General features: G+C 58.5%; 22 protein-coding genes. 6 read left to right on the top strand and 16 right to left on the bottom strand.

Features of this window, described 5'->3' with window-relative positions; genetic code table 11:
- Positions 1-50 precede the first annotated feature (50 nt).
- Positions 51-1,868, top strand: coding sequence for a sigma-54-dependent Fis family transcriptional regulator (locus DBR46_RS22500; protein WP_124527970.1), 1,818 nt, complete (start codon positions 51-53; stop codon positions 1,866-1,868).
- On the opposite strand, the gene DBR46_RS22495 is transcribed toward DBR46_RS22500, so the two are convergent.
- The 3 genes from DBR46_RS22495 to DBR46_RS22485 all read right to left on the bottom strand — a co-directional run bounded on the left by DBR46_RS22495 (position 1,865) and on the right by DBR46_RS22485 (position 5,677).
- Positions 1,865-2,797, bottom strand: a complete 933-nt coding sequence (locus DBR46_RS22495; protein WP_124527969.1) for a FecR family protein — start codon at positions 2,795-2,797, stop codon at positions 1,865-1,867. The two genes, DBR46_RS22500 and DBR46_RS22495, sit on opposite strands and share 4 nt — an antisense overlap.
- Complete coding sequence (locus tag DBR46_RS22490) at positions 2,794-3,336, bottom strand: sigma-70 family RNA polymerase sigma factor (RefSeq protein ID WP_124527968.1); 543 nt, start codon at positions 3,334-3,336, stop codon at positions 2,794-2,796. The genes DBR46_RS22495 and DBR46_RS22490 overlap by 4 nt, the downstream gene beginning before the upstream one ends.
- A 229-nt stretch (positions 3,337-3,565) precedes the next feature.
- Entirely contained in the window at positions 3,566-5,677 is a 2,112-nt protein-coding gene (locus DBR46_RS22485) for a TonB-dependent receptor (protein ID WP_124527967.1), read from the bottom strand.
- A gap of 222 nt (positions 5,678-5,899) precedes the next feature.
- Here DBR46_RS22485 and DBR46_RS30355 point away from each other — a divergent pair, with 222 nt between their 5' ends.
- Positions 5,900-6,058 carry a hypothetical protein gene (locus DBR46_RS30355; protein WP_177414112.1) on the top strand — a complete coding sequence of 53 codons (159 nt, stop codon included), beginning with the start codon at positions 5,900-5,902 and terminating at the stop codon, positions 6,056-6,058.
- A 5-nt stretch (positions 6,059-6,063) separates the two neighbouring features.
- Positions 6,064-6,690: a helix-turn-helix domain-containing protein gene (locus DBR46_RS22480; protein ID WP_124527966.1), complete on the top strand. Its 627-nt coding sequence runs from the start codon at positions 6,064-6,066 to the stop codon at positions 6,688-6,690.
- Positions 6,691-6,828: 138 nt separating this feature from the next.
- On the opposite strand, the gene DBR46_RS30600 is transcribed toward DBR46_RS22480, so the two are convergent.
- From DBR46_RS30600 to DBR46_RS30595, 10 genes are all read right to left on the bottom strand, one after another.
- The gene (locus tag DBR46_RS30600) at positions 6,829-7,320 is read right to left on the bottom strand and encodes a hypothetical protein (protein ID WP_256659363.1); all 492 of its coding nucleotides are present in this window, start codon (positions 7,318-7,320) and stop codon (positions 6,829-6,831) included.
- Positions 7,321-7,576: 256 nt separating this feature from the next.
- Entirely contained in the window at positions 7,577-7,846 is a 270-nt protein-coding gene (locus tag DBR46_RS22470) for a hypothetical protein (protein ID WP_124527965.1), read from the bottom strand.
- Between the two features lie 113 nt (positions 7,847-7,959).
- A complete protein-coding gene (gene yddG, locus DBR46_RS22465; protein WP_124527964.1) occupies positions 7,960-8,859 on the bottom strand; it encodes an aromatic amino acid DMT transporter YddG in 900 nt (299 codons plus the stop codon).
- A gap of 109 nt (positions 8,860-8,968) precedes the next feature.
- Positions 8,969-9,670, bottom strand: coding sequence for a hypothetical protein (locus tag DBR46_RS22460; RefSeq protein WP_177414114.1), 702 nt, complete (start codon positions 9,668-9,670; stop codon positions 8,969-8,971).
- Between the two features lie 142 nt (positions 9,671-9,812).
- Complete coding sequence (locus DBR46_RS22455) at positions 9,813-10,109, bottom strand: putative quinol monooxygenase (RefSeq protein WP_124527963.1); 297 nt, start codon at positions 10,107-10,109, stop codon at positions 9,813-9,815.
- Positions 10,110-10,577: 468 nt separating this feature from the next.
- Positions 10,578-11,762 (bottom strand): GGDEF domain-containing protein, encoded by a 1,185-nt coding sequence (locus DBR46_RS22450; protein WP_124527962.1) that lies wholly within the window; start codon positions 11,760-11,762, stop codon positions 10,578-10,580.
- A gap of 99 nt (positions 11,763-11,861) precedes the next feature.
- On the bottom strand, positions 11,862-12,266 hold the full coding sequence (locus tag DBR46_RS22445; RefSeq protein ID WP_124527961.1) for a hypothetical protein: 405 nt from the start codon (positions 12,264-12,266) through the stop codon (positions 11,862-11,864).
- Positions 12,267-12,412: 146 nt separating this feature from the next.
- A complete protein-coding gene (locus DBR46_RS22440; RefSeq protein WP_124527960.1) occupies positions 12,413-12,943 on the bottom strand; it encodes an adenylate kinase in 531 nt (176 codons plus the stop codon).
- 175 nt (positions 12,944-13,118) lie between these two features.
- Positions 13,119-13,298 (bottom strand): hypothetical protein, encoded by a 180-nt coding sequence (locus tag DBR46_RS22435; protein ID WP_124527959.1) that lies wholly within the window; start codon positions 13,296-13,298, stop codon positions 13,119-13,121.
- Positions 13,299-13,504: 206 nt separating this feature from the next.
- Positions 13,505-14,068 carry a hypothetical protein gene (locus DBR46_RS30595; RefSeq protein WP_242551629.1) on the bottom strand — a complete coding sequence of 188 codons (564 nt, stop codon included), beginning with the start codon at positions 14,066-14,068 and terminating at the stop codon, positions 13,505-13,507.
- Positions 14,069-14,963: 895 nt separating this feature from the next.
- Between DBR46_RS30595 and DBR46_RS22425 the strand changes: the two genes are divergently transcribed.
- From DBR46_RS22425 to DBR46_RS22415, 3 genes are all read left to right on the top strand, one after another.
- Positions 14,964-18,809 (top strand): response regulator, encoded by a 3,846-nt coding sequence (locus DBR46_RS22425; RefSeq protein ID WP_256659371.1) that lies wholly within the window; start codon positions 14,964-14,966, stop codon positions 18,807-18,809.
- Positions 18,802-19,917: an HD-GYP domain-containing protein gene (locus DBR46_RS22420; protein ID WP_124527957.1), complete on the top strand. Its 1,116-nt coding sequence runs from the start codon at positions 18,802-18,804 to the stop codon at positions 19,915-19,917. Before DBR46_RS22425 ends, DBR46_RS22420 begins: the two co-directional genes overlap by 8 nt.
- Positions 19,918-20,506: 589 nt before the next feature.
- Positions 20,507-21,112 (top strand): RNA polymerase sigma factor, encoded by a 606-nt coding sequence (locus DBR46_RS22415; protein ID WP_065881608.1) that lies wholly within the window; start codon positions 20,507-20,509, stop codon positions 21,110-21,112.
- Positions 21,113-21,292: 180 nt separating this feature from the next.
- Here DBR46_RS22415 and DBR46_RS22410 read toward each other — a convergent pair whose 3' ends face one another.
- The 3 genes from DBR46_RS22410 to DBR46_RS22400 form a co-directional block, all read right to left on the bottom strand.
- Complete coding sequence (locus DBR46_RS22410; protein ID WP_256659357.1) at positions 21,293-22,264, bottom strand: hypothetical protein; 972 nt, start codon at positions 22,262-22,264, stop codon at positions 21,293-21,295.
- Positions 22,265-22,543: 279 nt separating this feature from the next.
- Entirely contained in the window at positions 22,544-23,821 is a 1,278-nt protein-coding gene (umuC, locus tag DBR46_RS22405) for a translesion error-prone DNA polymerase V subunit UmuC (protein ID WP_124527955.1), read from the bottom strand.
- Complete coding sequence (locus DBR46_RS22400) at positions 23,814-24,239, bottom strand: LexA family transcriptional regulator (RefSeq protein ID WP_124527954.1); 426 nt, start codon at positions 24,237-24,239, stop codon at positions 23,814-23,816. The genes umuC and DBR46_RS22400 overlap by 8 nt, the downstream gene beginning before the upstream one ends.
- Positions 24,240-24,294 lie beyond the last annotated feature (55 nt).

Below are 24,294 nucleotides of genomic sequence, written 5' to 3'. Positions count from 1 at the left end.
AACCGTTGGTTTGTGCAAGACCCCATAACAATAAAAATGAAGGTCACCCCATGGCCGAACCCTTGGCTCACGACACCCTTATCCAGGAATCCTGGCGCCGTTGCCGCGCGTTTGGCCTGGACCATCAAAGCGCCCCCAGCTTCGACCAACTGCCCGCCGAAGGCATCAGCCAACTGCTGGAAAGCCAGCACTCCCTGGTGCAGACCACCCACCAGGAAGTACTGCCCTACTACGAAAACATCCTGAGCAATTCCAACTGCCTGATCATGCTGGCCGACAACCAGGGCCAGGTGCTGACGTCGTGGGGCACCCAGCGTTTCATCGAGCCGAAGCTGGCCCGCGGTTTCAACCCCGGCGCCAGTTGGCGCGAGCGCTCCAGCGGCACCAATGCCATCGGCACCGCGCTGGCTTGCGCCCAGGCCGTGCATATCGAGCATGACGAACACTTCCTCAAGGCCAACCGCTTCATGACCGGTTCGGCGGCGCCGATTTTCGATGCGCAGCGCGAGATCATTGCCGTGCTAGACGTGTCCAGCGACAGCTACCTGCCGCCCTCCCACACCCTGGGCATGGTCAAGATGATGAGCCAGACCGTGGAAAACCGGCTGATCCTCAACCTGTTTCGCGGCGAGCATTTCCAACTGACCTTCAACACCGGCCTGAACAACCTGGACAGTCAATGGGCCGGCCTGCTGATCTTCGACGACAGCGGCCAGGTGCTGTCGGCCAACCGCCGCGCGGACAACCTGCTGGGTATCAGTTTGTCGCGGGTGATGATCGACAGTTTGTTCAAGGTGTCGCTGCTGGAGTTACTGAACCAGCCGGAAGGACTGCCGTTCTCCTTGCAGGCGGAGGGACGCAATCGGTTCCAGTGCCTGTTGAAACGGCCCAAACAAATACCGGTGCAGGCGCGAATATTCACACAACCTACGCCGCCAAAGCCGACGTCGATTGGGCTGAAGACCTTGCACTTCGGCGACGCCCGCGTGGAAAAAGCCGTACGCCAGGCCGAGCGCCTGTTGGAGAAGGACATCCCGCTGCTGATCCACGGCGAGACCGGGGTGGGCAAAGAGGTGTTCGTCAAAGCCCTGCACCAGGTGAGTTCCCGCAGCCAGCAGGCATTTATCGCGGTGAACTGTGCGGCGATTCCTGCGGAGCTGGTGGAATCGGAACTGTTCGGCTACGAAAAAGGCGCATTCACCGGCGCCAATCAGAAAGGCAGCATTGGCCTGATCCGCAAGGCCGACAAGGGCACGCTGTTCCTCGATGAAATCGGCGACATGCCGCTGCCCACCCAGGCACGGTTACTGCGGGTCTTGCAGGAACGGTGCGTGCAGCCTGTCGGCAGCAGTGAGTTGTTCCCGGTAGATTTGCGCATCATCTCTGCCACCAACCGCGCCCTGCGGGAGTGGGTGCAGGCCGGGCGGTTTCGTGAGGATTTGTACTACCGCATCGGCGGCCTGACCCTGGAGCTGCCGCCCTTGCGCGAACGCACCGACAAGCAGGCGTTGTTCCAGCAACTGTGGCAGCAGCACCGCGAACCGACCCAATGGGCCGGGCTGAGCGCTGAGGTGCTGGCGTTGTTTGAGCAGCACCCGTGGCCGGGGAATTTGCGCCAGGTGAGCAGCGTATTGCAGGTGGCGCTGGCGATGGCCGAGGAGCAGCCGATCCGTGCGGAGCACTTGCCGGATGATTTTTTTGTAGATCTGCACGTACCCGCGCCACGGCCAGCCGATGAGTCTCTGGATGAGAGCATCGACTTGAACCAACGCTTGAAGGCACTCGGCGGGAATATTTCCCACCTGGCGCGGGAACTGGGCGTCAGCCGCAACACCCTGTACAAGCGCCTGCGCCAGAACGAACCCTAGCGCGGCTTGACCACCACCAGCAGGTCGGTGAAGTACTCCACCTGGATCGGCAGATTGTCCGCCAGTGCCGCGAGTGCCGCCGCCGTGTCATCGAGCTTGAACACCCCAGACACCCGCAGGTTGCGCAACGCCTGGGGATCAAAGCGCACCATGCCGTGGCGGTAGCTGGCCAGGGTTTGCAGGACGTCGCTGAGGGGCTGGTCGTTGACCTTGAGCAGGCCACGGGTCCAGGCGTCCGGGTCGGCGCTGCCGGTGGCTTGCGCGGGTTGGGCGCGGCCGTGATCGAGGATCGCACGCTGGCCGGCCGTGACCTTGACCTCATCGCGGGTATCACCTTTGACGGCCACGGTGGATTCGATCACCGTCACCACGGTCGTACCGTCTGCCGCGCGCTTGACCAGATAGCGGGTGCCCAGCGCGGTCGCCGTGCCTTGGTCGGTGCGCACCACAAACGGCCGCTGCGCATCCTTGGCCACCTCCACCCACAACTCGCCTTGCAGCAGTTCGATCACCCGCTGATGGCCGTCGAACTTCACGTCTACCGCCGAGTTGCTGTTGAGCTGTAGCTGGCTGCCGTCTTCGAGGGCGATCTGGCGGCGTTCGCCGACGCCAGTGCGTTGGTCGGCCATCCACAACGGCAGGTGTTGCAGGCCGATCCAACCGCAGAGCACCAGGCCGAGCACACCGACCGCCTGGGCGGCACGCGCGCGTTGCGGCGCGAACGCGCGGTTGAGGGCTCGGCGCGCAGGCTGGGCGGGCAACGTATCCAGGCTGCCCCACAGGCCGCGCATCCGCTCAATGGCGACGGCATGCCGTGGGTCGGCGTCGCACCATAGGAGGAAGGCTTGGCGGTCCGCATCGGTGACGTCTTCGTCGTGCAGGCGTGTCAGCCAATTCGCTGCCTGCTGAATGATTTGTTCGGAACTCATGACAGCGGATCGGCTGCGTGCAGGCTGTGGTAGCAGTGCACCAGGGCACTGGAAATGTAGTTTTTGACCGTGCTGGAGGACACCTCCAGGCGCGTGGCGATCTCACTGTAGGTCAGCCCGTCGAGACGGCTCAACAGGAACGCCTCGCGGACCTTGGCGGGCAAGCCGGCGAGCATCTCGGCAATACGCTCCAGGGCTTGCAGCGCCACATGGATCGCGGCCGGGTCGGGCATGCCGGCGTCTTCGCACTGGATCACCAGGGCTTCCATATAGGCTTTTTCGATACGCCGGCGGCGCGCGCCATCGATCAGCAGGCGCCCGGCGGTGGTGGCGAGAAAGGCACGGGGCTCCTTGATGTTGTGCGGCTCGGCGAGCATCAGCACGCGGATGAACGCGTCGTGGGCCAGGTCGGCGGCGTTTTGCGAACAGCCCAGTTTTTTGCGCAGCCAGCTGTGCAGCCAGCCGTGGTGCTCGCTGTACATTGCCGCAAGGGTCTGCTGACGGGTTGAATCGTTCAGCACGGCAGGAATGTCATGCATGCGCAAAAATTTCTCAAATGGGAAATATTACCAATTGCGCGAAGAATGCCAGTAAAACGGAGTAGGAGCAAGAACCGCTGGGCAACACACATCACGGAGGGAGTTGGCTTGCCTGCGATGGCGGTGGGTCAGTTGCATCTGTGTTGGCTGACAGGCCGCCTTCGCGGCGATGCGGCGGCCCGACAAGCCCGCTCCCACAGGGGATTGGGGATGGCTCGCAGGATCAGGCTCAGCGCCAGCTCCAGGACACACCGGTGTAAATACCGCGACCATCCGCTGGCGTGGAACGCGCCATGTCCACGCCTTTGTCGTCATACCCAGGCGTGATGGTGTTGGCGTAACGCCGGTTGGTGAGGTTGCGCAGGTCGATCCAGGCTTGCCAGTCCTGTTTCGGCGCGTCGTAGCCGAAGGTCGCGCCAATAATCGTGTAAGACGCGGCGTTGTAGGAATTGGCGTAATCCACTGCCACCTTTGACGAATGCTCGGTGTTGAAACTGCTGTAGAACCCCGTCGGATGGCTATAACGCAGTTGCCCCTGGTAGTAGTGCTTGGGGATGCCCGGCAAGGTGTTGCCGCCGAAGCGGTCGTCGTCACGGTAGTGGAAGTCGCTGAAGGTGTAGGCCTGGCGCAGGGCGAGCTTGCCGTTGCGGCCGCCGTCCCACAGTAGGCTGAGCAGGCTCAATTCGAGACCTTGGTGGACGGTGGGGCTGGCGTTGTTTTCGGCAACGATGGCGTTTGTCGTGCCTGTCTGGGCCTGGGTTTCCACGGTGAGCAATTCGTGGCGCACTTCGGAGCGGTACAGCGCCAGGTCCCATTGGCCGAACCAGTGTTCGCCGCGCCCACCGATTTCCAGGGTGGTAGCGGTCTGGTTTTTCAGGCTCACGCCTTCGCGCGCCATGCCCTTGGCCGGGCCGCTGGTGAAGTACTTGTTGGAACCCCAGATCATCGACCACGCATGCGGCGGCTCGACCGAGCGGCTCAGGTTGCCGTACACCTGCAATTGCGGGTTGAAGTCGTAACGCAGGCCGATGCGCGGCGCGTAGTCCCAATCGTGCTGGCTTAGCGGCGCGTGGGCGTCCGGGTAGGTCACTTCGGTTTCACGGCGAGTGTAGATTGCCGCGAGGCCGGTGGTCAGCCACAGGTCTGGCACCAGTTCCAGGTCGTTACCGATATGCAGCACGGTGTCGGAGCCCAGGTAGCTGTAGTCGCGGGTCTTGGTACCGGGGGCATAGGTCGCGGTGTTGCCGGCCGGTATGCGCACGTATTCCGCGCCACCGTTGTTGGGCATCGCCTGAGTGGTGCGCAGGCCGATCGTGGTTTTGCTGTCGTGGCCGAACAACGTGTCCTGGCGGATGTAATTGAGGGTGCTGCTGATGTCGGTGTAGGCGACTTTCAGGCGAATCGTGCCTTCGCGCAGGTCCATCGGATAGTCGTGGTAGGCCAGACCGAACTCGACGCGGGAATTGTCGTCCAGTTGCAAGGTGGTCTTGTTGGCGATCCAGGTCGAACCCGGTTGCAGGCGCTTGGAGTCGCGGGCGGCGTTGAGGCTGTTGGCGGCCCGGGGGTCGTGGCTGATCTGCGCGCGGGTGAGTTTGCCCGGGGTGTCGTTGGTGGTTTCGCGGTAGCGCAAATAGAAACGGGTTTCCAGTTCCGGGCTGAAGCGGTAGCCGAAGTTGGCCGCCATGCCCTTGCCCGTGGCGGCGCTCTGGCGCTGGTAGCCGTCGGCTTCGGAGTCGGTGAGGCTGATGTAGTAATCGGCATCTCCCAGCACCTGGCCGGAGCTGATCTCGCGCTGGGCGTAACCTTTGCTGCCCGCCTCATAACGCAGTTGCAGCTTGGGCGCGTCATAGCCGGTACGGGTCACGTAGTTGACCGCGCCACCCAACGCCAACGCGCCCTGATCAAAACCGTTGGCGCCGCGCAGCACTTCGACACGGCTTTGCCACAGCGGGTCTTTCAACTCATAGGGCGTGCCGCCTGGGCCGGTCAGCGGCAGGCCGTCGAACATTTCATACAAGCCCGAGCCATGGGAACCGGGGCTGCGGTTCAGGCCCGAACCCCGGATCGACAGTTTCACCCCTTCGTTGTTCGCCGCCTTGGCGTACACACCGGCCTGGTACTTGAACACGTCTTCGTTGGTGCTGACCCGCCCCTGCTGCACGCTGTTCATGTCGATGTAGTTGGTGCCACCGGGCACACTCTTGAGCTGGGCCTCGGCGATTTCGCCGGCGCTGGCTTCGCTGCTGGTGACTTCGACCGGGGCCAGTTGCAGGTCTTCGGCGTGCACCAGTGAGCTTAAGGTCAGGGCGGCAAACAGGAGCGGAGGCTGGCGCAACAACATGGGGTGGGTCCTTGGAATTCGGGGGACGTAAAAGGCGGGGCCCAGATGGGAAGACAGGGACGCCCGGCAAGTCACTCCTGATTAACGAACCAGCGCCGAAGTGCAACAGCGTTTCTTAAGTCCAAAATCGAATTAACACATGCAAACTCAGTATTTAAAGAAATAACCGGCGCAGATTACTGTGGAGCCACTGAGTCACCCACGCCCCACGAGACCGCCCCCATGCAAACATCCGCCACTGTCATCGACTTCACACTCCACCGTAAACGCCGCCAGGCGCGCGCAGCGGCCGAGCTGATGTGGGCGATGTATGCGGCGCGCGCAGGGCTGGCGGTGTTTACTGCACAGGCGACGTCGTCCAGCGATACTCGCCGGGCGTAATGCCGATGAATTTCCTGCATGTGTTGCCCGATCCTCCCGCGCCCCCGCCCAAACCGAATTCCGATGACGACGTCATCAGCCTGTGCGTCGCGCACAATCTGCAACGCCTGCGCGGCAAGCGGCATTTGTCCCTGGACGGCCTGGCGCGCGCCTGTGGTGTGAGCCGCGCGATGCTGGCGCAGATCGAGTCCGGGCGCAGCGTGCCGTCGATCAAGGTGCTGTGCAAGATTGCCAAGGGCTTGAAGGTGTCGGTCGCGGCGTTTCTGGAAGATCGCGCATTTGAAGGGGTCGAGGTGTTGCCGGCGCAACAAAGCAAGCGCCTGGTGAGTGCCGATGGCGCGTTTATTAGCCGTGCGTTGTTTCCCTACGATACGGCGCGCCAATCCGAGTTCTACGAGATCCGCCTTCGCGCACTGGGCGAGGAAGTTTCCGAAGGCCATGGTCCCGGTATCCAGGAAAATCTGGTAGTGGCCCAAGGTGTGCTGGAGGTGAGCGTCAATGACGAGCGCTACCTGCTGTCTACCGGTGATTCGATCCTGTTCTACGCCGACCAGCCCCACCGCTACCGAAACCCGGCGGACAGTGAGGCGGTGGCGTTTTTGGTGATCACGTATCCCGAGAGACTCGATTAATGCGATGACCTGTGGCGAGGGAGCTTGCTCCCGCTGGACTGCGTAGCAGTCCCCGTCTGTTTTGACAAAGAGCGGGGCCGCTTCGCGCCCCAGCGGGAGCAAGCTCCCTCGCCACAGGGTTGCTTTGAGCTAGACCTATCAGCAGGTGCAGCACATCATCGGCATGCCATTGCAGCTCATCATCATCGGCATGGCGCAGTCGTTCATCATCTTGTTCATGAGCATGCAGCAGTTTTCCATCATGGCCATGCTCATGCCGGGCATTGGCATCATTTTGCACATCATGCTGTCGGCCATCAGGGTGCATTCCATCACGCACTTCATCATCGGCATGCCCATCATCGGCATCATGTTCATGTTGTTCATCATGGCCATGGCGTCGGCCGACAGGCACATCATCGACATATTGGCGCACTGCATCATCATCGGCATGCCGCAGTTCATCATCATCGCCATCATCTCGGCGTTGTTCTTGAACTGAGCCATGTCCATGCCAGCGGCAGGTTTCATGGTGCACATCATGGCGTCAGCGGCCATTTCGCACTTCATCGTGGCCATCATCATCGGCATGCCCATCATCGGCATCATTGGCATGGCGTTGTTCATCGGCATCTGCATTGCATTCATCATGTTCGAAACTCCGTAATCGACAGGAAATGGCTAAGTTCTGGCGCCGATTCTAGAGACGCCAGGCCACCGCGCAAGACGTCGGCAGAGCAGCAGGAATGGATGTTCGGTGGCGGGCTTGGTCGATGAAAACAGCTGATATGGATGTGATGACGTTGGATTTGTTGTTACTACGCCCATTCCATCCATGGGCGCGTTTAAAGTAGCGTTATGGATATTCGTTGTAGGAATTGCGACCAACCATAAGGAAATAATCGATCTAACCACGCTGAAAATTCAGCGTCTGCATCAACTCATCCGCCTCTGAACCCTGGGTAAACCGAAAGCCAACCATTTCTTCGGTGGCCAGAATCTCAGCAAGGGTTTCGCACAACTGCATTTCCGTGGGCGAATCGCGCAGCAGTTTATGCGCTGGCAACAACAACTCAGCGCAAACGCCTTGAACACTCGCGACGTCAATCACGGCAAACAGGATAAATCGCAGGCGGATTTCGCGATCCGTCGGCCAACGCGTTTTTGACTTACCCAAGGCAGGCACTCATTTCCAAGAAAAGTCCGAGGCTATTGCCGAGTGGTAGGCGTTTCAAGCAGCGCCCGTGAAGTTAGGCCCATTCCTACATCGGAAGAAGAAACAGCGCACTCCTAAACATCGCGCAGTCGCGTGCGCGTCGCTTGCCAGCACATCAGCGAGCCCACGGTCACCAACACGGCGCCCTGCCAGAACTGTGCGGTCAGGTGGGCACCCAACCACACCGCGGCAAATGCCGACGACAACACCGGCGCAGAATACGAGGCTGTGGCCAGTAGCGTCAGGTTGCCACGCAGGATGCCCAGGTTCCACAGCGCGTAACCGCCGGCCATGGCAATGCCGGCCGCGCCCAGTTGCAGGCTGCTGTTGAGGGTGAACGCGGGCAGCACTTCAGTGCTCAGCGCGTATTTCAACCACAGCACAGCGGCGGCCAGGGTAAAAAACAGCATCACCAGGTTTTGCCCACCGGCATAGCGCCGAGTGACGTTGCAGTACAAAGCAAACGTCACCGCGCAGCCCAGGGCGAGGCTGTAGCTCAGGGGGTTGCTGCTCACGTTGGCGACGAGGGTGGCCAATGCCAGGCCCTCACCGCTCACCACCCACACGATGCCAAACAACGCCAGCGCGGTACCAGGCAGGATCAGCCAGCGGGCCTTCTGCCCATTCATGACAATGGCGAGCAACACGGTCAGGCAGGGCCACAAGTAGTTCACCACCCCAAGCTCAATCGCCTGGTTGCGAGTGCTGGCGTAACCCAATGCCAGCGACAGGCACAATTCGTACGCCACAAACAGGGCACTGCCCACAATCAGGTAGAACCAGGACGTCGCACGCACCCGCGGCCGTCCTAGGAACAGCACCAACAGCACCGCCCCCAAGGTGTAGATCAACGCCGCGCCGCCCAACGGGCCAAACAGTTCACTGACGCTGCGGATAAGCCCGGCGGCGGTACTCCACAGGAGAATCGCTACCAAACCGCATGCAGTGGCTGCACGCTCGCTGTTGATCTGCATGGTGACCTCGTGGGCAAAGCGGGAGGGATGAAAGACGGCGCAAACCGTCTATCACGCTGCAATTGGACATTTTTAGCCACACTAATGTAAAGCCACTTATTTGGGGTGCTTACTGCACCGGCAGGAAATTCATCAGCAACAAGCTCTGCGCATAGTTGACGCCGATACGCCGGTAGCGCTCATCCAGCAGCTGGGTCAACAGGTCGAGCCGCGCAACAATCTTGCCGAATTCCACGGCAAAGCTGAGGTTGCTGCCCTCCTCCGAGATTTCGTTGGAGAACAGCAGCAACACACCATTGGCATCCTGGCGCTGGCTGAGCAGCCAGGTGGCTTTTTCGATGTTGCGCGCGGCGTTGCTGACGAATTGCGGGTTGATCGCGTCAGTGATGTAGAACTCGGTGCGCCCGCCATGGGCGGTGACGATCATGCTGCCGATCGCATAGATGAAGGCGCCGACCCGGTCGCCGCGAAACTCCGGGCTCAGGGAGTAACTCAATGCGGCCAGGTCGCGACGCTCGCCAAGGGCTGGCAGTGCTCGGCGGTTTTCGATCGCCAGGCGGATTTCCCGGGCCGCGCTCACCGCGTCCGGGTAACCCGATTGCCGCCATTGGCTGGGGTTGCGCAGGTAGAGCTTGTTCATCAGCAGATACAGGCTTTGCAGGTTGTCGCGCATGCCCAGGGTGGCCATGCGATCGACGCTGGTCTGGAAGAACTCATCGGGCTTGCCATTGCTGAACTGCTTGGCCACGTCCCGCGCCTGTTGCTGGCTGCAACCGGCGACACACAGCAGGAACGCGGCAACCAGTAGCAGTGGTTGCCGCGTCCGGCGACGCTTACATCTGGCTTTCAGGCGATCTATCGGCACCAGGTCTCGCTCTTGTGTCCACGGGGAATGAATGTGGTGGGGTCACAGATAGAGCGAGGAAATGCAAAAAAGTGCGATAGGCGATGGCTTAAACCGCCGCCTCAAGCAGCAAAACCGTGGAAGGCCCGGCGCGGAACGTAGGATTGTGTCGACTGGCTTCTTGCATATGTGCCGTGCGGTGGTGGGCTTCCAACGTGGCTTTTGACGCCCACTTCTCGATCAGCACGAAGCTGTCGGGGTTGCCGGCCACGGGATGCAGATCATATTGAATGCACCCCTCCTCGGCCCTGACCAGCGGCGCCAGCTTTTCAAACGCCGCCAACTGGTCGGAACCTCGACCCGGCTGAGTAGTGATAATGACGACAAGCCGTACTTCATCTGACATGGATTACACCCTGCACTGTGGGAAAAGAACCCACACACTACGCCAGACGGTAGGTGTCGCACAGCCCTACAAAAAGGTTGCATCAGGTGCTGTCCTTTCACACCGTTTTCACAGTCAAGCGCTTATGGTCAAACCAGCTCCTAATGAACATCCCTTTTAGCCCGTGCTCCCCATCACGGGCTTTTCTTTGTCTGGGATTTAGTGGAGGTCCGAAAACAGCCCCGGTTATCCCACGCGTAAAACACCGCGTGCGGCGCCAGCATCACCGCGAACATTCCCCAGAATTCGACGAGCCTTGCGCCATACAAGCCGCTTCCGATTCCGATAACAACAACGCATACAAGCTGTCGCAGTGTTTCGGTTTTGATTCCCTTCACGTCACGCCTCCTTGAGTTAGGCCGCTAGGATACCCCGAACACGCACGTGCTAGACGCAGGCAGCGGTTCCTGGCCGTTAGTGGGTAACCGATCAGACCGGACTGAACGAAGCGTCGCCCTCACCCGACAGTGGCGGCGCCAACCGCAAGGTATTGCGCCCCATGCCCTTGGCCTCATACAACGCCGCATCCGCCCGGGCCAGCAGGCTGGCGGTGGTGTCGCACGCCCCTGGCACCCCGCAACACACACCGATACTGATCCGCGCCGCAATGCTTGACGCCCCATACCCCGCCGGCGTGTCGGCCAGCGAAGCGCGCAGCTCATCGAGTACCGCCACCGCACCTTCAGGGCTGGTGCCCGGCAGCAGCAACAGAAACTCCTCGCCGCCATAACGGCCGATGCTGTCGGATTGGCGCAGGCGCTGGGACAGGTGCGCTGCACAGTGAACAATCACTTCATCCCCCGCCAGATGGCCATGCACATCATTGATCTGCTTGAAGTGGTCGATAACGACCATCGCCACCGCCAGGCTGGAGCCGTCGCGGCGGGCGCGCTCCAGCTCCGTGGCGAACTGCTCGAGGATCGCCCGACGGTTGAGAATGCCAGTCAACACATCGCGCAACGCCAGGTACTGAAACCGCGATTCACTGCGCTCCTTGGACAGCAACACTAGGCCCAGCGAAATCATCATCGCCGTGAACGTGCCGATACTCACCGAGATGGTTTGCTTGAGGTTGCTGACGTCATAGCGCATCTCTGCCGCACCGCCGCCGAACACCGCCACCACACGCATGCCCAGGCCAATCAGGCTGATGCTCGAGCCAATGATTAGCAGCAGGCGCGCGCGCCCCTGGGCCGGGATGTAGCGCAATGTCCAATAGATGATAAGCGCGCACTGCAACATCAACACAAAGGTGGCGGCGAGCATGCGCGGTTCCAGGGTGTCGATCAGGCTGGCCATCAACACCGCCATCAGCACCGCAGGCGCAAACGCCCGCCACCAGGCGACAGGCAGCTCAACGATGCGAAACACGCTGGCCCCATAAAAAGCCAGCGCCACGGCCAGCAGCGTATTGGCCACGCCGTAGGTAAACCACAGCGGCGCATGCCCGTAGAAGGTGTAGCCAACGTAGGCCAACGCGTGGGCGAGCAAACCGAAGCCAATGGTGAGCAGGCTGTCACCCCGATTGAACTGGCCGACCAGGATCAGACAAAACGCCATGATCGTCGCCACCAGGGCAACACAGGCAAAAAGCGTGGGGGTATGGGCAATCATGGAGGGCTCACCGGGCGCTGTCAGCAGCTGTTGTGCTGGCTAGTCTAGTTGAGCAGGCCCGGTGTCGATATGGGTTTGTCGGCACTGTGTTTCGTGGTGCTACAGCGTGATGGACGTCGCGGGGTAGAACAGCGTGTTGAGCACGAACAGAATCATCCAGAAGCCAATTTCCAGGGTTTCGGTAATGGGCTGAATGCGCTTCAGCGCGCCATAGACATGCACGACAAACATCAACGCAAACACCACAAACAGCACATCGAAGGCGTAGCTGAAACTGGTGCCGGTGGTGACCGAGCGCAACATGGTGGCTTCCACCACCAGGATGAACGCCCCCAGGCAGCGGCCAAAATAGATCGCCAAATGCTGGTGCTCGGGAATCGTCCAGCGCATGGCGCGCGCCCAGGCGATCGGCGCGATAAAAATCGGCAGGGCGAAAAACAGTGTGGTGACCACCATCAGGGTGGTGAGGTAGAGGTGGCTGTATTGGGCGTAATAACCGAGCATTGGCAGCGTCCTTGTTCTTCGGCGGTATTGGCCGGCAGGATTGCAGCCGAAAATGCTCAAGTCCAATGGAAACGGGGCTTGCAGGACCAAAGAGAAGGGGCTTGGGTGGGTGGGATTAGTACGGAAGGTGGAGCTGTGAGCAATAACTACGACACCCTGTGAATGACATCCGCAACCATCTTTTCAGCACGATTCATCCCGTCAACCCGTAAGACCGGAGCCGTTTGCCCTGACAGCCACGTCTCATGCCACGCGCGGTTGCGTCCTGAAAAGCTCGGGTCGTCATACTGCGAGGCCCATTCGCGAAAGGCGATGTGTATCTCATGCATATCGCCACCCGGTGCGATCCGTTCGCCAAACCGCTGCTTCTCGCGGGCAGCCAGCCGCTCCAGGCGAACGGGTGTGGGTGTCACAACGAATACAATCAGATCGACAGCGGCAATCAGCGCATCGCCCCACCCCATGCAGGAGCCGGTCAGCACCCACTCATCGCCACCGAATGCTTGCTGGATCAATGGCACGCGCTCACTGACAGGTCGCTTGGTTGTGAACGGCGGGTTGGTAGGCATCCAGTAAAAATCATCGACATCGACGTGGGGCATGGCGAGCTGGTTGGCGAGGTTTTGGCCCAGGGTAGTCACGCCTGCGCATGAGGCTCCGGTGATGTAGATCCGCATTTATTCCTCCGTGAACATCAGTGGAGCTTAAGGTCTTTACGAAGACCGCACTTGGCAGCCTCATTCTTACCCCCCCCAACCAGCCAGAGCTCTGGCGCCTGGATGATCTGGCTTTAGAGCTGCCAGATATCGCCCGGTGTTGGAGCATCCCCTCCAAAAAGCTACATGCCCGCGCTCACTTTTGGCACCGCGCCACGAACGAAGGAAGTACAAACAGCACCAGACCTCCCGCCAGAATACCTACCCCAAACGTGTGCATGAAACCTTCAGCGTTCATCGCGAGGGTAGCTACGCCCGCAACCACCCCGGCAATGCCTACGATTCGGATATTTTTACTCGGCGACTTCAATTCCATTGCGTTAACGCTCCCTTTAAATAATTGGCTGAGTCTACCTCAGTGCATCTGGTTCACATCCGTGCAACAGCGGCCAATGAAATGCTTGATCTGGGGGATGGAGGCCAGAAACACAAAAGCCCCGCTTTCGCGGGGCTTTCGTCTGAATCTTGGCGCAAAACCAGGGATTCGAACCCTGGCCGTGCGAAGCCTTTTTCAGCGCTTCCTTACTTGGCCTGGCGAAGCACAAGCTGCGACAGACGAGTCTTGACTCGGAAGCAGAATTCACGAATTTGGAATTGATAAGCAGGCATGACCATGTAGTTCAAATCAGAACCTAGCGAGTCCTTGATTTCCATGTACTTGGCAGTCTTGGCAGCAATGGCTTGGTATTCCGCCTCGTATTTCACGTAAGACGCTTTGTTGTAGAGCTTCAAAACATCCAGCTCTTTACGGCACTGCTCAGCGCGATTCTGGTTCAGGTTTGTGTCTGCTTCTGACTGATCCGCGTCCGCTGAGGCAGCGGTCCGGGAGTCATAAGTGGCGGCCGCAGGAGCTGCCTCGTACCGCACGGTGTAATTTGGTGGTGTCGAAGGTGCGACTTCAGGTGGTGCTGGCTGGACGACGGCAGGAGCTGGAGCAACTTCAGGCTTTTCTGGAGTTTTCGTAGCGCATCCCGCGAGGGCAAGTCCGACCACTACAACGATGCCACACATTTTATCCATCGGTTTCACCAAAAAGTAATTACGGCTGGCTGAGTCGTTAGGTTCTGGGTAAAAGCAATAACTCATTGAATGATCGAGTGTAATTTTCTACCAGACTCAAGGCGCTCAGCCTCTCTTCCTTGAGTACACAGACGAAGGATAGTAGTAAAAAAACAAGGAGATGACGAGTAAAAGCTCGTCAGAAAAGCGACAAATTTGAGGGGATATTTACTGTGGGGCAAGCTGCGCAGGCATCGCGCCAAGCCCTTCAAATAGGCGAGGTTTCGGAGTGCCTATGGAAAACTGTCGCATGTTGCCCAAACCCCAGAAACACAAAAGCCCCGCTTCCGCGAGGCTTTTGTTTGAATCTTGGCGGGAAACCAGGGATTCGAACCCTGGGAACGCTATTAACGTTCGCCGGTTTTCAAGACCGCTATGCAAATTCACGCGGGCCGGAGCTTTGAAAGCCTGCGGAGTTCCATTACTCAAGGAAAGTGTACGAGCTACAGACCGCATTCTACAAGGGGTGCGTCTTTAGTTTGGGAACTTTTTTTGCCCTCAGCCGGTATCCTGCCGACCGAACACAAACCACAAAACTGCCAAAGCTTTTACGAAATGGGTCATGGCTGCTTTCGGCCAATAGCAGCCGGTCGCTAAAGGCTGCTTTCGACTCATAGCGGATAGTGGAGAAACTTAGGTGTACGAGTGCTAAGTAAGCGTCCGGAAACTCATTTTCCGAGCGGTGAGTAGCAGTGGGAAGTCGCTAGCTCGCCCAGTTTTTGTTCCTGGCGCTTGCTGCAGCGTATGCCTACACTCCAAAAGCCTATCATCCCAGTGCAGAACGGCGGACAAGCTCGTGCAAGGGCTTTCACAAGGATACGTCGAGTTGGATCGTGAGCAATTACCTACCAGCAGGTGGATTTTGAAAACAGAGCCGCGCTTGCGAGCGTTACTTGCACTGGGAGGCTTGTTGGTGTTGGGCATGCCATGCGTGGAAGCACGTACGCTGTCCCAGATTCGGGAAAGCGGCGTCCTGCGCATATGCGTGGCTGGCTCAAGCGCTTCCTTCTACCGGACCAATGCGGAGGCGTTCGCGCGATCACTCAGTTTACGCCCACAGGTAACGGAACTGCCGAGCTTCGATGCGCAGTTTCACGACGATCGGGGCGAGACCGTGCGCGAGGCAAGCTACGACCCAAAGCTACTCGCTGACGGCCACTGCGATCTTTATCCAAATGACTTGCAGATCGTCCCTTGGCGCGAAACGAAGATGCTGCTCGTGCCCTATTACCGGGTACGCAACCTGGTCATCGCCCATCGCTCCAACCAGTCCCTAGGCAATGAGGTGTCTGATCTGCTCGGTCTGACGGCGGCAGTGCAGAAGGGCACGGGCTACGAGCAGTGGATCGATGAAGCCAACCGCGGTCCTCTCTCCAGTAAGCCGGTCAGAATGGTCTATGCGACAACCGAACAGGCGGTGAAACTGGTAGCCGATGCGAAGGTGGACTTCACGGTGTTGGGTAGTGAAAGCGCGCTGCGCTGGGCTCGTGAAGATCCCGAACGTCTCTCCATTGCGTTTCCGGTCAGCGAAGCGACCAGCGTTGGGTGGGGTGTTGCGCGCAACGCGCCGGATCTCGCACGAGCGCTGGAGCAGTTCTTCCAGTCCAGCAATCGCATTGATTCGCCGCTCGATGCGAGCTGGCGGCGGTACTATCGCGTATCGCTCATGGAGTACCGGCTGTTCGAGGAGTCCCTCAACGAGGACGGCCTCGATATTAAAACCGTAATGAGCTGGGCGATACCGAGCTTGGTCGCGGTCCTGCTGTTGCTCGGCGCCATGCTGGCCTGGAACCGACGCCTCAACCGGGAAGTAGACGAGCGCAAGCGCGTTGCCGCAGAGCTAGCCGAGCGCGAGGCTTTCACCCGCGCGCTCATGGATACCAGCCCCGCCAGCCTGGTGCTGGCAGATCGGAACGGAGCTGTCAGGGAAGTAAGCCAACGCTTTTCACAGGCGACCGGTTATGTCAGCGAGGACCTGCTCGGGCGCAACGCCACGAGCCTGTATGTCGACCCTGAGGAGCGCGAACGCTTCCTCGAACTGCTGACACGAAACGGCAAGGTCGAAAACTTCGAGACCCGCCTGCTGCACAAAAATGGATCAATTCTCTGGGTTCTGGTCGGTGCATCATTCGTGACAATCCACGGTGAGACCCTGGTCGCCAGTTGGGTGCGCGATGTCACGGATCATCATGCGGCAGCAGTGGCGCTTAGCGAAGAACGCGCGCGGCTGCAGGCAATCCTCGATACGAGTCCAATCAACATAGCCTTTTCTACCCAGGGCGTGATCCGCTTCGCCAACCCCCGCTTCTGTGAAACGTTCGGCGTAGGCGTCGGTGACGCTGCTTCGCAGATTTACGCGAATGGGCATGATCGCGAAGCCATCGTCGAACGCCTCACGGACGACGGCATCGCAAAGGACCAGGAAGTACCGATGCGTGACCGGCAGGGGCGCGAACGCACCATGCTTGTCACCTACCTGCCAATCCAGATCCAGGGGGAGCAAGGGCTGCTCGGCTGGCTGCAGGACATCACCGAGCGCAAGGCAGCAGAGCACGCGCAGCAGCGGGCGAAGGAGATTGCTGAAGAGGCGACGCGGGCAAAAAGCGACTTCCTTGCAAACATGAGTCACGAAATCCGCACGCCCATGAATGCGATCATCGGCATGTCTTACCTTGCGCTGAAGACTTCTCTGGACCAGCGGCAGCGCGATTATGTCTCGAAGATCCACAACGCGGGCACTTCGCTGCTTGGCATCATCAACGACATCCTCGACTTCTCCAAGATCGAGGCCGGCAAGCTTAGCGTCGAGGCAGTGCCATTTGAGATAGACGCAGTGCTCGACAACGTGTCCTCGCTGATTGCGCAAAAGGCCTACGACAGGGGCATTGAGCTGCTGTTCGACCGGGCGTCGGACGTTCCCGAGACGCTGCTTGGAGATCCGCTGCGTCTGGGCCAGGTCATCCTGAACCTGGTAGGCAACGCAGTGAAATTCACCGAACAGGGGCAGGTGACGGTCGTGGTTCGCAACCTGGGCCGCACCGGCGACAAAGTTCAACTGCAGGTTCGTGTCCGCGATACCGGTATCGGCATGACTCCCGAGCAAATCGGGCGACTCTTTGAGGCCTTTGCCCAAGCTGATAGCTCCACAACGCGACAATTCGGCGGTACCGGCCTGGGCCTTGCCATCTCGAAGCGCATCGTCGAGCTGATGGGCGGAACGATCGCGGTTGACTCAGAACCGGGCAACGGCAGCACGTTCTCTTTCAGCGTCTGGCTTGGTCTTGACCAGCACATGCGTACGCAGCGCCAGATTGTCCCTGCGGAGCTCGCCGGAGGGCGCGTCCTGGTCGTCGATGACAATGCCGACGCGCGCCAGATCCTTTCCGACATGCTTCGCGTAGCGGGGCTTTCGCCGGTCGCGGTGGCGTCAGGCGAGGCTGCTCTGGAGAGCCTTCGCGGTGCTTCGGCCGACGACCCGTTCCTGGCGCTATTGGTGGATTGGCAAATGCCAGAGATGGATGGCATCGAGACGACGCGCCGGGCGCTTGGCCTGCAGCCTGCACTGTACGCCGTCATGGTCAGTGCATTTGGGCACGACGAAATGCACGCCGCTGCGCAAGCGGCCGGCATTCGCGCGTTCCTGGTCAAGCCGGTCAACCAGTCCTCGCTGGTAGAGGTACTGGTCAACTTATTCGCGCCGCAAACGGGCGTGGTGGCGCTAACCGTACCCATTGCGCAGGCGAAGGTGCTCGCCGGAGTGCGCCTGCTCGTCGCGGAGGACAACGAAATCAACCAACAGATTGCCAGGGAGCTTCTCGAGGCTGCCGGTGCCCTGGTGGAAGTTGCCTGCAACGGCTGCGAGGTGCTGTCGATGTTGGCTGCAGCGCAATACGACGCGGTGCTGATGGACGTACAGATGCCGCAGATGGATGGTCTCGAGACGACCCGGCGTATTCGCGTCGGGCCTCACTGCGCACAGATCCCGGTGATTGCTATGACCGCACATGCCAGGGTCGAGGACCGGGAGCGCTGCATCGAGGCGGGCATGGTCGACCATGTGACCAAGCCCGTGGATCCGCAAGCACTCATCGCCACGGTTCTGCGCTGGGTCGTACCTCGGTCGGCGGCAGTGGAGCCGTCCAGCGCCGCATCGGGCGAGGAGCGCCTACCGGACATTCCAGGGCTAGATAGCGCCGACGGACTGAGGCGAGTGGCGGGCAATCGCCAGCTATACATCAAGCTGCTAGGTCAATTTGCCGACCGCAGGGCTTTGGAAGGGCAAGCGCTGGGGAACGCGCTACGCGCGGGTGACCGGGCGACGGCCGAGCGAATGGCCCACACCGTGAAAGGCGTTGCAGGCAACCTCGGCTTCAGCGGCCTGCAAGCCATGGCCGGTAAGTTGGAAACCGCGATCAGGGCGCACGCTGAGTCGGACGCATTGGTGAATGAATTGATCGAGGCGCTCTCGCTGGCCGTGCATGCAATCCGCCAAGCGCTGGGTAGCGGCCAGGCAGCACCGGCGGTGGTATCGAGCGTCGACTGGACACAGCATGCCATAGCGCTCATCCACCTGCTGGAGGCCAATGACGGAGCAGCGCCGGATTATATGGAACAGTATGCGGATTCGTTGCGCGGAGCACTCGGCCAGGACAGTTTCGAGCAGTTGATGAATGAGGTGAACAACTTTGACTTCGAGGCCGCACGGCTAACACTCAAACGTGCATCGACGACCCGCGATACCACGTGCTGGAGGGAGCATCATGAGTGAAACGCTAAACTACTCACTTCGCCCGATCATCCTCATTGTCGATGATACGCCGGAGAATATTACGCTGATCAATGGCCTGCTGAAGGACATCTACCGCATGCGGGTGGCCATCAGCGGTGAGCGCGCGCTGAAGGCAGCGGTGCAAGAGCCTCGCCCGGATCTGATTCTGCTCGACATCATGATGCCTGATCTGTCGGGGTATGAGGTAGCAGAGCGGCTCAAGCGCGATCCGCGCACCGCTCATATCCCGATCATCTTCATCACCGCCATGGCGACAATGGAAGACGAGATCCTGGGTTTGCAGATGGGCGCCGTGGATTACATCACCAAGCCGATCAACCCACCCATCGTGCTGGCACGGGTGGAAACCCAATTGAAGATCAAGGCGGCCGCCGACTTTTTGCGTGATCAGAAGGCTTACCTTGAGCAGGAAGTCCAGCGCCGCACCGCCGAGGTCATCGCCATCCAGGATGTGACCATTCAGGCCATGACCTCGCTGGCCGAAACCCGCGACAATGAGACGGGTAACCACATTCGACGAACTCAGCACTACGTCAGACTACTGGCCGAGATGCTTCGCGAACATCCGAGGTTCCAGCAGTTTCTCAATGACGAAAGTATCCGCCTGCTGTTTAAGTCAGCTCCGTTGCATGACATCGGCAAGATCGGCATACCCGATGACATACTGCTCAAGCCGGGGCGCCTCACGCCGGAAGAGTTCGAGACGATGAAGACCCATACGATACTGGGACGCGATGCCATCCGGCATGCCGAAGAGCAGTTGGGCATCTCGGTGGGATTTTTGCGCCTTGCCAAGGAGATCGCCTACAGCCACCACGAGAAGTGGGATGGTACCGGTTATCCAGACGGGCTGAGTGCCGATGACATCCCCATCAGCGCTAGGCTCATGGCGGTGGCGGATGTTTATGACGCGCTGATTAGCCGACGCGTATACAAGAAAGGCATGTCACACGATCAGGCGCTGGATATAATCCGAGAGGGATGTGCTACGCATTTCGATCCAGATATCTGCGAGGTTTTCCTGGCCAACCATGAGCAATTCCGGGCTATCGCGGTGCGTTTTGCTGATCGCGGTCAGGATGGCTAATCAACGCGTCGCCGTGAAATCAATGCCAAGGGCTTTTGGTCATTTTTTTGAGGTTTTGAAATGCCCCTTAGAGGCAATGCGAACTCCATCGATTATTTGGCATCATCTGCTTGAACGTCCGTTATGGGTCGTTATCTGCCTGATGCCTAAGGCGGCTAGTCAGGGCGGAGGTATGGATCGAAAGGAGTCCGATGGTACATAAGTGGTACGAGCTAAAGCTGGGTTAGCTGTAGGCCTTTGTTTTAAAGGCTCTTTGGTTTAGTAGTTCCAATCCATCACCGATAAAGCCGTTGACCTTGCGCTTGACCGGCAGCAATCGACCCAAAGCTGACGGTGGACTTAGGCAGAGATCGGCCAGCCGCATGCGTCTTGAAAAGTAGCGGCGCTTCACTCCTTCCACATTTAATTATCTTCGCTGTGCATCTAGTGAATGGGTTGATCCGTATGTGCTCTTGAGGGCTCGAGTGCGATGAGTATCCGAGATTATCAAGCGATGCAGTGCGATGAGTGGTTAGGCATTTCATGATCCGAACCGTCATCTCTGCCAAGGACAGCTACGATCATGATACGACCACAGTTAGGTACTGCCATGAACGCCAAGGATGACGCTCATTTTTTGGACCGCCTATTGCGCGGAGAACAAGACGCATATCGTGATTTGGTGTGCACGCATCAGGGAGCCATGAAGGCCATAGCTTATGGAATCGTGGGGCGGCACCATGCAGATGACGTAGTGCAAGAGGCATGGCTTGCGATTGTGAAAGGCATAGGCAAATTTCAGAGACGATCTAGCTTAAGAACCTGGATGATGGCCGTCACGTCCAATACGGCGAAGTGCCGATATAAAGCTCGGCGAAGTGAGTCGAATTGTATTCCATGTACCTCGTGGATTGAGGGAGGAGGCGTTTTAGTCGTAGGTGATTATTCCTACACTCCTTCCGTGATATCGCATGAAGATAGCCCTGAAGCACTTCTGAGCGAATCCGAGCTATATGCTCGCATCAACATTGCTCTCGAGACTCTACCGGAATTGCAGAGAAGCGTATTGATATTGAGGGAGCGCTCTGGGTTGGATCTAAACGAAATTTCTACGCTTCTTGGGATATCGCTGACTAACGTAAGAGTGCTATTGCACCGAGCTCGTTTAAAGGTTTTTTCTGCAATAGCGAAGTACCAGTCCGCTCTTGATATGTGAGCATTAGGAGGATTTTTCCAACGGTCTGGATGGCTGATTGAATAGCCCCTGTTTCTGTAGACACCTGATGACCGCTTTTGGCCGAAATCTGCCGTACCATGCAGACCGCTTCGGCCAATAGAGATCTATTCGTAATTTATTGATGGACACTTTAGTCACATCATCGTCTCTGCAGGTTTGTTATTCGTAATGCAATTCACCGAATAGACTGTACATTAGGTCTCCTTTCAGAACCTCAAATGGAAGTTCGACGTAGTCATTCCGGTGACGCAGCAGAGCTTTACCATCGTGAGGTGCATTTTTGGTATATCCCTGCACTCGCTCACCGTTCTCTTTGATGTAGGGCAGTACAACGATTCGGCCATGGTTCTTGGATAGAATCGTACCTTCGAGCCACATCGCGTCCCCAGTCTCCGACTTACCTGAAGCACCCGTTTGCTTCACTACCCACCGAGGGACATTGCCATTCTCGTACCAAAACACAAAGCTCCCTGCGATCAAAACCCGCTGCCCTCGATGCAACGCATCTGCGAGCAGTAGTTTCATGCTTGCAAGATGTAGTAGCTTATTTGCGCGAGGAAGAATCGCATCCCGAATTGCTGCTTTAGTTCTGCCCCAGTGTTCGGTACCACTCATCCCAAACCCTCGCGCGATTTTCTCGCGGTAAGCGTATAGGGCAGCCTTCTGACTATTAGCTCCAATGCCTCTCCAAGTGAAATTTCCTTTGTACTCAAGAAGCATGCCGTATCGCGCCGAAAAAACCAGCTGAACATAGGGGTATTGCAGTAGGCATCTATGAAGCTCTGCTCTTAGGGCGTCATTACCATTCAAGACAGTCAGATCCTCCAGTCGGGGTCGAGGCTCCGCTCTATGACGCTTGATAGCTTCCATCAGCATGACCCTTTCCTCGTCCATCAGACGTTCTTCCGCTGTCAGTGCTTTCCGCACTTTCAAACGTATCGACTCGGCCTGTTGAAGCGGTAAGGCAAGATTGTTTACAGCATCTTTAAGCAGGAGATTTGTGGATCTGGCCTCAGTGACAGCGGTGTCGTAATCATGATAGGTAATCGAACCATAGCCGCCATGAGCAACCTCGTCGCGACGAAGATACCAATCGACGTTCCCGTCCGGCTTCAGTTGTAACTCAAACATATGCCAGACGGCGTCATCTCTGACCCATCGCTGTGGCCAGCAACCCAATACGGGTAGGCGGTCACGGTGTCGCCTCAGTGATTTCATGACAGGTACCTCCGTTTAGGTGGATACTTGATCTTAGGCAGAAGCGTTCCTAAAAAGCCATAAGTTGTACTTGCTCTTACTTTTAGCCATGTTTATAAGCTGCCTTCGTCTTGTTGTCTTAGTCCGGATAGTTTTTGTACCCCGGCCGATTAAAGCTGCTCATGACAGGCAGTTTTTGGCCGAAAGATGCCGCTACTTACAGGCTACAGACCAGAGCTGATTCAGCTTCGTCGTATAACTCTGGCTCATCATATCGCGGCGCATGCCCCAATCAGGATGTGCGGGCACACCGGCCAAGCGAAGCGTCCCTCTACCCCAACGCTCATTGATCTGGTCCAGAACCGTCATCACCCTAGTCGCCTCTGCGGGCTGTGACGTAGCAAACAAATCATCGGTGTACTCACCTGGCTGGCAGAGATTCAGCAACATCACCTCAGCCTTGCTGTACTTAAACCCTGGTCGAAATATCAAATCAAGCGCACCCAGCGCAGCTTGAGTAAGCAGCCGCACGTCATCAGTGGAATACGGCATATCCACCACCACCCCATTGGCATACTTCGCCTCCTCTGGGTTGAACATGCCAGTGCGGATGCACACCCTCACCTTCTTGCACAGCGAGCCCTGGGCGCGGAGCTTCTCAGAGGCACGCATCATGTAGGTGGCCACCGCCTCCTTGATGGGCCGCAGCTCTGTCAGCCTCATACCGAACATGCGGCTGCAGCAGATCTCCTGCTTTGGCGGATCCGGCTCATCCAGCTTCAAGCAAGGCGTGCCGCCCAACTCTCTAGCTGTCTTCTCGATCACAACGCTGAACTTCTTACGGAGCGTCCACGGATCGGCCTTAGCCAGGTCCATAGCCGACTTGATACCCATGGCATCAAGATGGAGTTTCATCTTGCGGCCAACGCCCCAAACTTCCGCCACGTCCGTATTGCGTAGCACCCAGTCACGCTTAACCGGATCGGTGATGTTGACCACCCCGCCGGTTTGAGACTGCAGGCGCTTCGCGGTGTGGTTTGCCAGCTTCGCCAAGGTCTTTGTGTGAGCGATACCAACACCGACCGGGATGCCTGTGCAGCGAAGCACCTGGGCACGAATCTGTCGACCCAATGCATCCAATCCACCGATACCCGTCAAGTCGGCAAACGCCTCGTCGATGCTGTACACCTCAACTGCCGGCACCATCGCCTCAATCAGGCTCATCACGCGCTCGCTCATGTCGCCGTACAGCGCATAGTTGGAGGAGAACGGGACAATGCCGTGCTGCTTGAGCTTGTGCTTGATCTGGAAATACGGCTCGCCCATCTTGATGAACGGCTTGGCATCGTAGCTACGGGCGATGACACAGCCATCGTTGTTGCTCAGCACCACGATGGGCACCTTCGCCAGGTCGGGCCGAAATACGCGCTCGCAACTGGCGTAGAAACTGTTGCAGTCGATCAGCGCAAAGGTCGGCTCTGGCTTAGACATGGCTGCGCACTGTGCTGGTGATCACGCCCCAGATCGACAGCTCGTCGCCTTCGAGAACGTAGCGCGCTGGGAATTTGGGGTTCTCGGAAAGCAGTACCACTTCCTGGCCGCGCTTACATAGACGCTTGCACACGGGCTCATTATTCAGCAGCGCCACCACCACATGCCCGTGGACAGGCTCAATGGCACGATCCACCACGGCGAGGTCACCATCGAAAATCCCGACGCCTTGCATGCTTTCACCGGTGATCGCTACCAGGTACACATGAGGCGCACGGATGTTCAAAACCTCATCCAGTGAGATGTGCTGCTCAATGTGGTCCGCTGCCGGCGACGGGAAGCCGGCCGGAACCTGGAACGAGCACAAAGGCAGCTTCGCGCCGACTTCAGCGATGGGACCTAAAATGGTAAAGCTCATGGCGCGACCTTTTACATATACTGTACGAATGTACAGTTAACTTTGTAGGACGCTT

Source organism: Pseudomonas sp. KBW05 (genome assembly GCF_003852405.1).
Lineage (GTDB): Bacteria > Pseudomonadota > Gammaproteobacteria > Pseudomonadales > Pseudomonadaceae > Aquipseudomonas.
This window is presented reverse-complemented; position numbering and strand designations above follow the sequence as displayed.

Excerpts from the sequence above, each read along its gene's own strand:
- DBR46_RS22420 (WP_124527957.1), top strand. The coding sequence starts at position 18,802 with ATGAGTGAAACGCTAAACTACTCACTTCGCCCGATCATCCTCATTGTC.
- DBR46_RS22440 (WP_124527960.1), bottom strand. The coding sequence starts at position 12,943 with ATGCGGATCTACATCACCGGAGCCTCATGCGCAGGCGTGACTACCCTG.
- yddG (WP_124527964.1), bottom strand. The coding sequence starts at position 8,859 with ATGCAGATCAACAGCGAGCGTGCAGCCACTGCATGCGGTTTGGTAGCG.
- DBR46_RS22410 (WP_256659357.1), bottom strand. The coding sequence starts at position 22,264 with ATGTTTGAGTTACAACTGAAGCCGGACGGGAACGTCGATTGGTATCTT.
- DBR46_RS22445 (WP_124527961.1), bottom strand. The coding sequence starts at position 12,266 with ATGCTCGGTTATTACGCCCAATACAGCCACCTCTACCTCACCACCCTG.
- DBR46_RS22435 (WP_124527959.1), bottom strand. The coding sequence starts at position 13,298 with ATGGAATTGAAGTCGCCGAGTAAAAATATCCGAATCGTAGGCATTGCC.
- DBR46_RS22415 (WP_065881608.1), top strand. The coding sequence starts at position 20,507 with ATGAACGCCAAGGATGACGCTCATTTTTTGGACCGCCTATTGCGCGGA.
- DBR46_RS22480 (WP_124527966.1), top strand. The coding sequence starts at position 6,064 with ATGAATTTCCTGCATGTGTTGCCCGATCCTCCCGCGCCCCCGCCCAAA.
- DBR46_RS22400 (WP_124527954.1), bottom strand. The coding sequence starts at position 24,239 with ATGAGCTTTACCATTTTAGGTCCCATCGCTGAAGTCGGCGCGAAGCTG.
- DBR46_RS22485 (WP_124527967.1), bottom strand. The coding sequence starts at position 5,677 with ATGTTGTTGCGCCAGCCTCCGCTCCTGTTTGCCGCCCTGACCTTAAGC.
- DBR46_RS22450 (WP_124527962.1), bottom strand. The coding sequence starts at position 11,762 with ATGATTGCCCATACCCCCACGCTTTTTGCCTGTGTTGCCCTGGTGGCG.
- DBR46_RS22455 (WP_124527963.1), bottom strand. The coding sequence starts at position 10,109 with ATGTCAGATGAAGTACGGCTTGTCGTCATTATCACTACTCAGCCGGGT.
- DBR46_RS30600 (WP_256659363.1), bottom strand. The coding sequence starts at position 7,320 with ATGATGAATGCAATGCAGATGCCGATGAACAACGCCATGCCAATGATG.
- DBR46_RS22500 (WP_124527970.1), top strand. The coding sequence starts at position 51 with ATGGCCGAACCCTTGGCTCACGACACCCTTATCCAGGAATCCTGGCGC.
- DBR46_RS22495 (WP_124527969.1), bottom strand. The coding sequence starts at position 2,797 with ATGAGTTCCGAACAAATCATTCAGCAGGCAGCGAATTGGCTGACACGC.
- umuC (WP_124527955.1), bottom strand. The coding sequence starts at position 23,821 with ATGTCTAAGCCAGAGCCGACCTTTGCGCTGATCGACTGCAACAGTTTC.
- DBR46_RS22490 (WP_124527968.1), bottom strand. The coding sequence starts at position 3,336 with ATGCATGACATTCCTGCCGTGCTGAACGATTCAACCCGTCAGCAGACC.
- DBR46_RS30355 (WP_177414112.1), top strand. The coding sequence starts at position 5,900 with ATGCAAACATCCGCCACTGTCATCGACTTCACACTCCACCGTAAACGC.
- DBR46_RS22425 (WP_256659371.1), top strand. The coding sequence starts at position 14,964 with ATGCCATGCGTGGAAGCACGTACGCTGTCCCAGATTCGGGAAAGCGGC.
- DBR46_RS30595 (WP_242551629.1), bottom strand. The coding sequence starts at position 14,068 with ATGAGTTATTGCTTTTACCCAGAACCTAACGACTCAGCCAGCCGTAAT.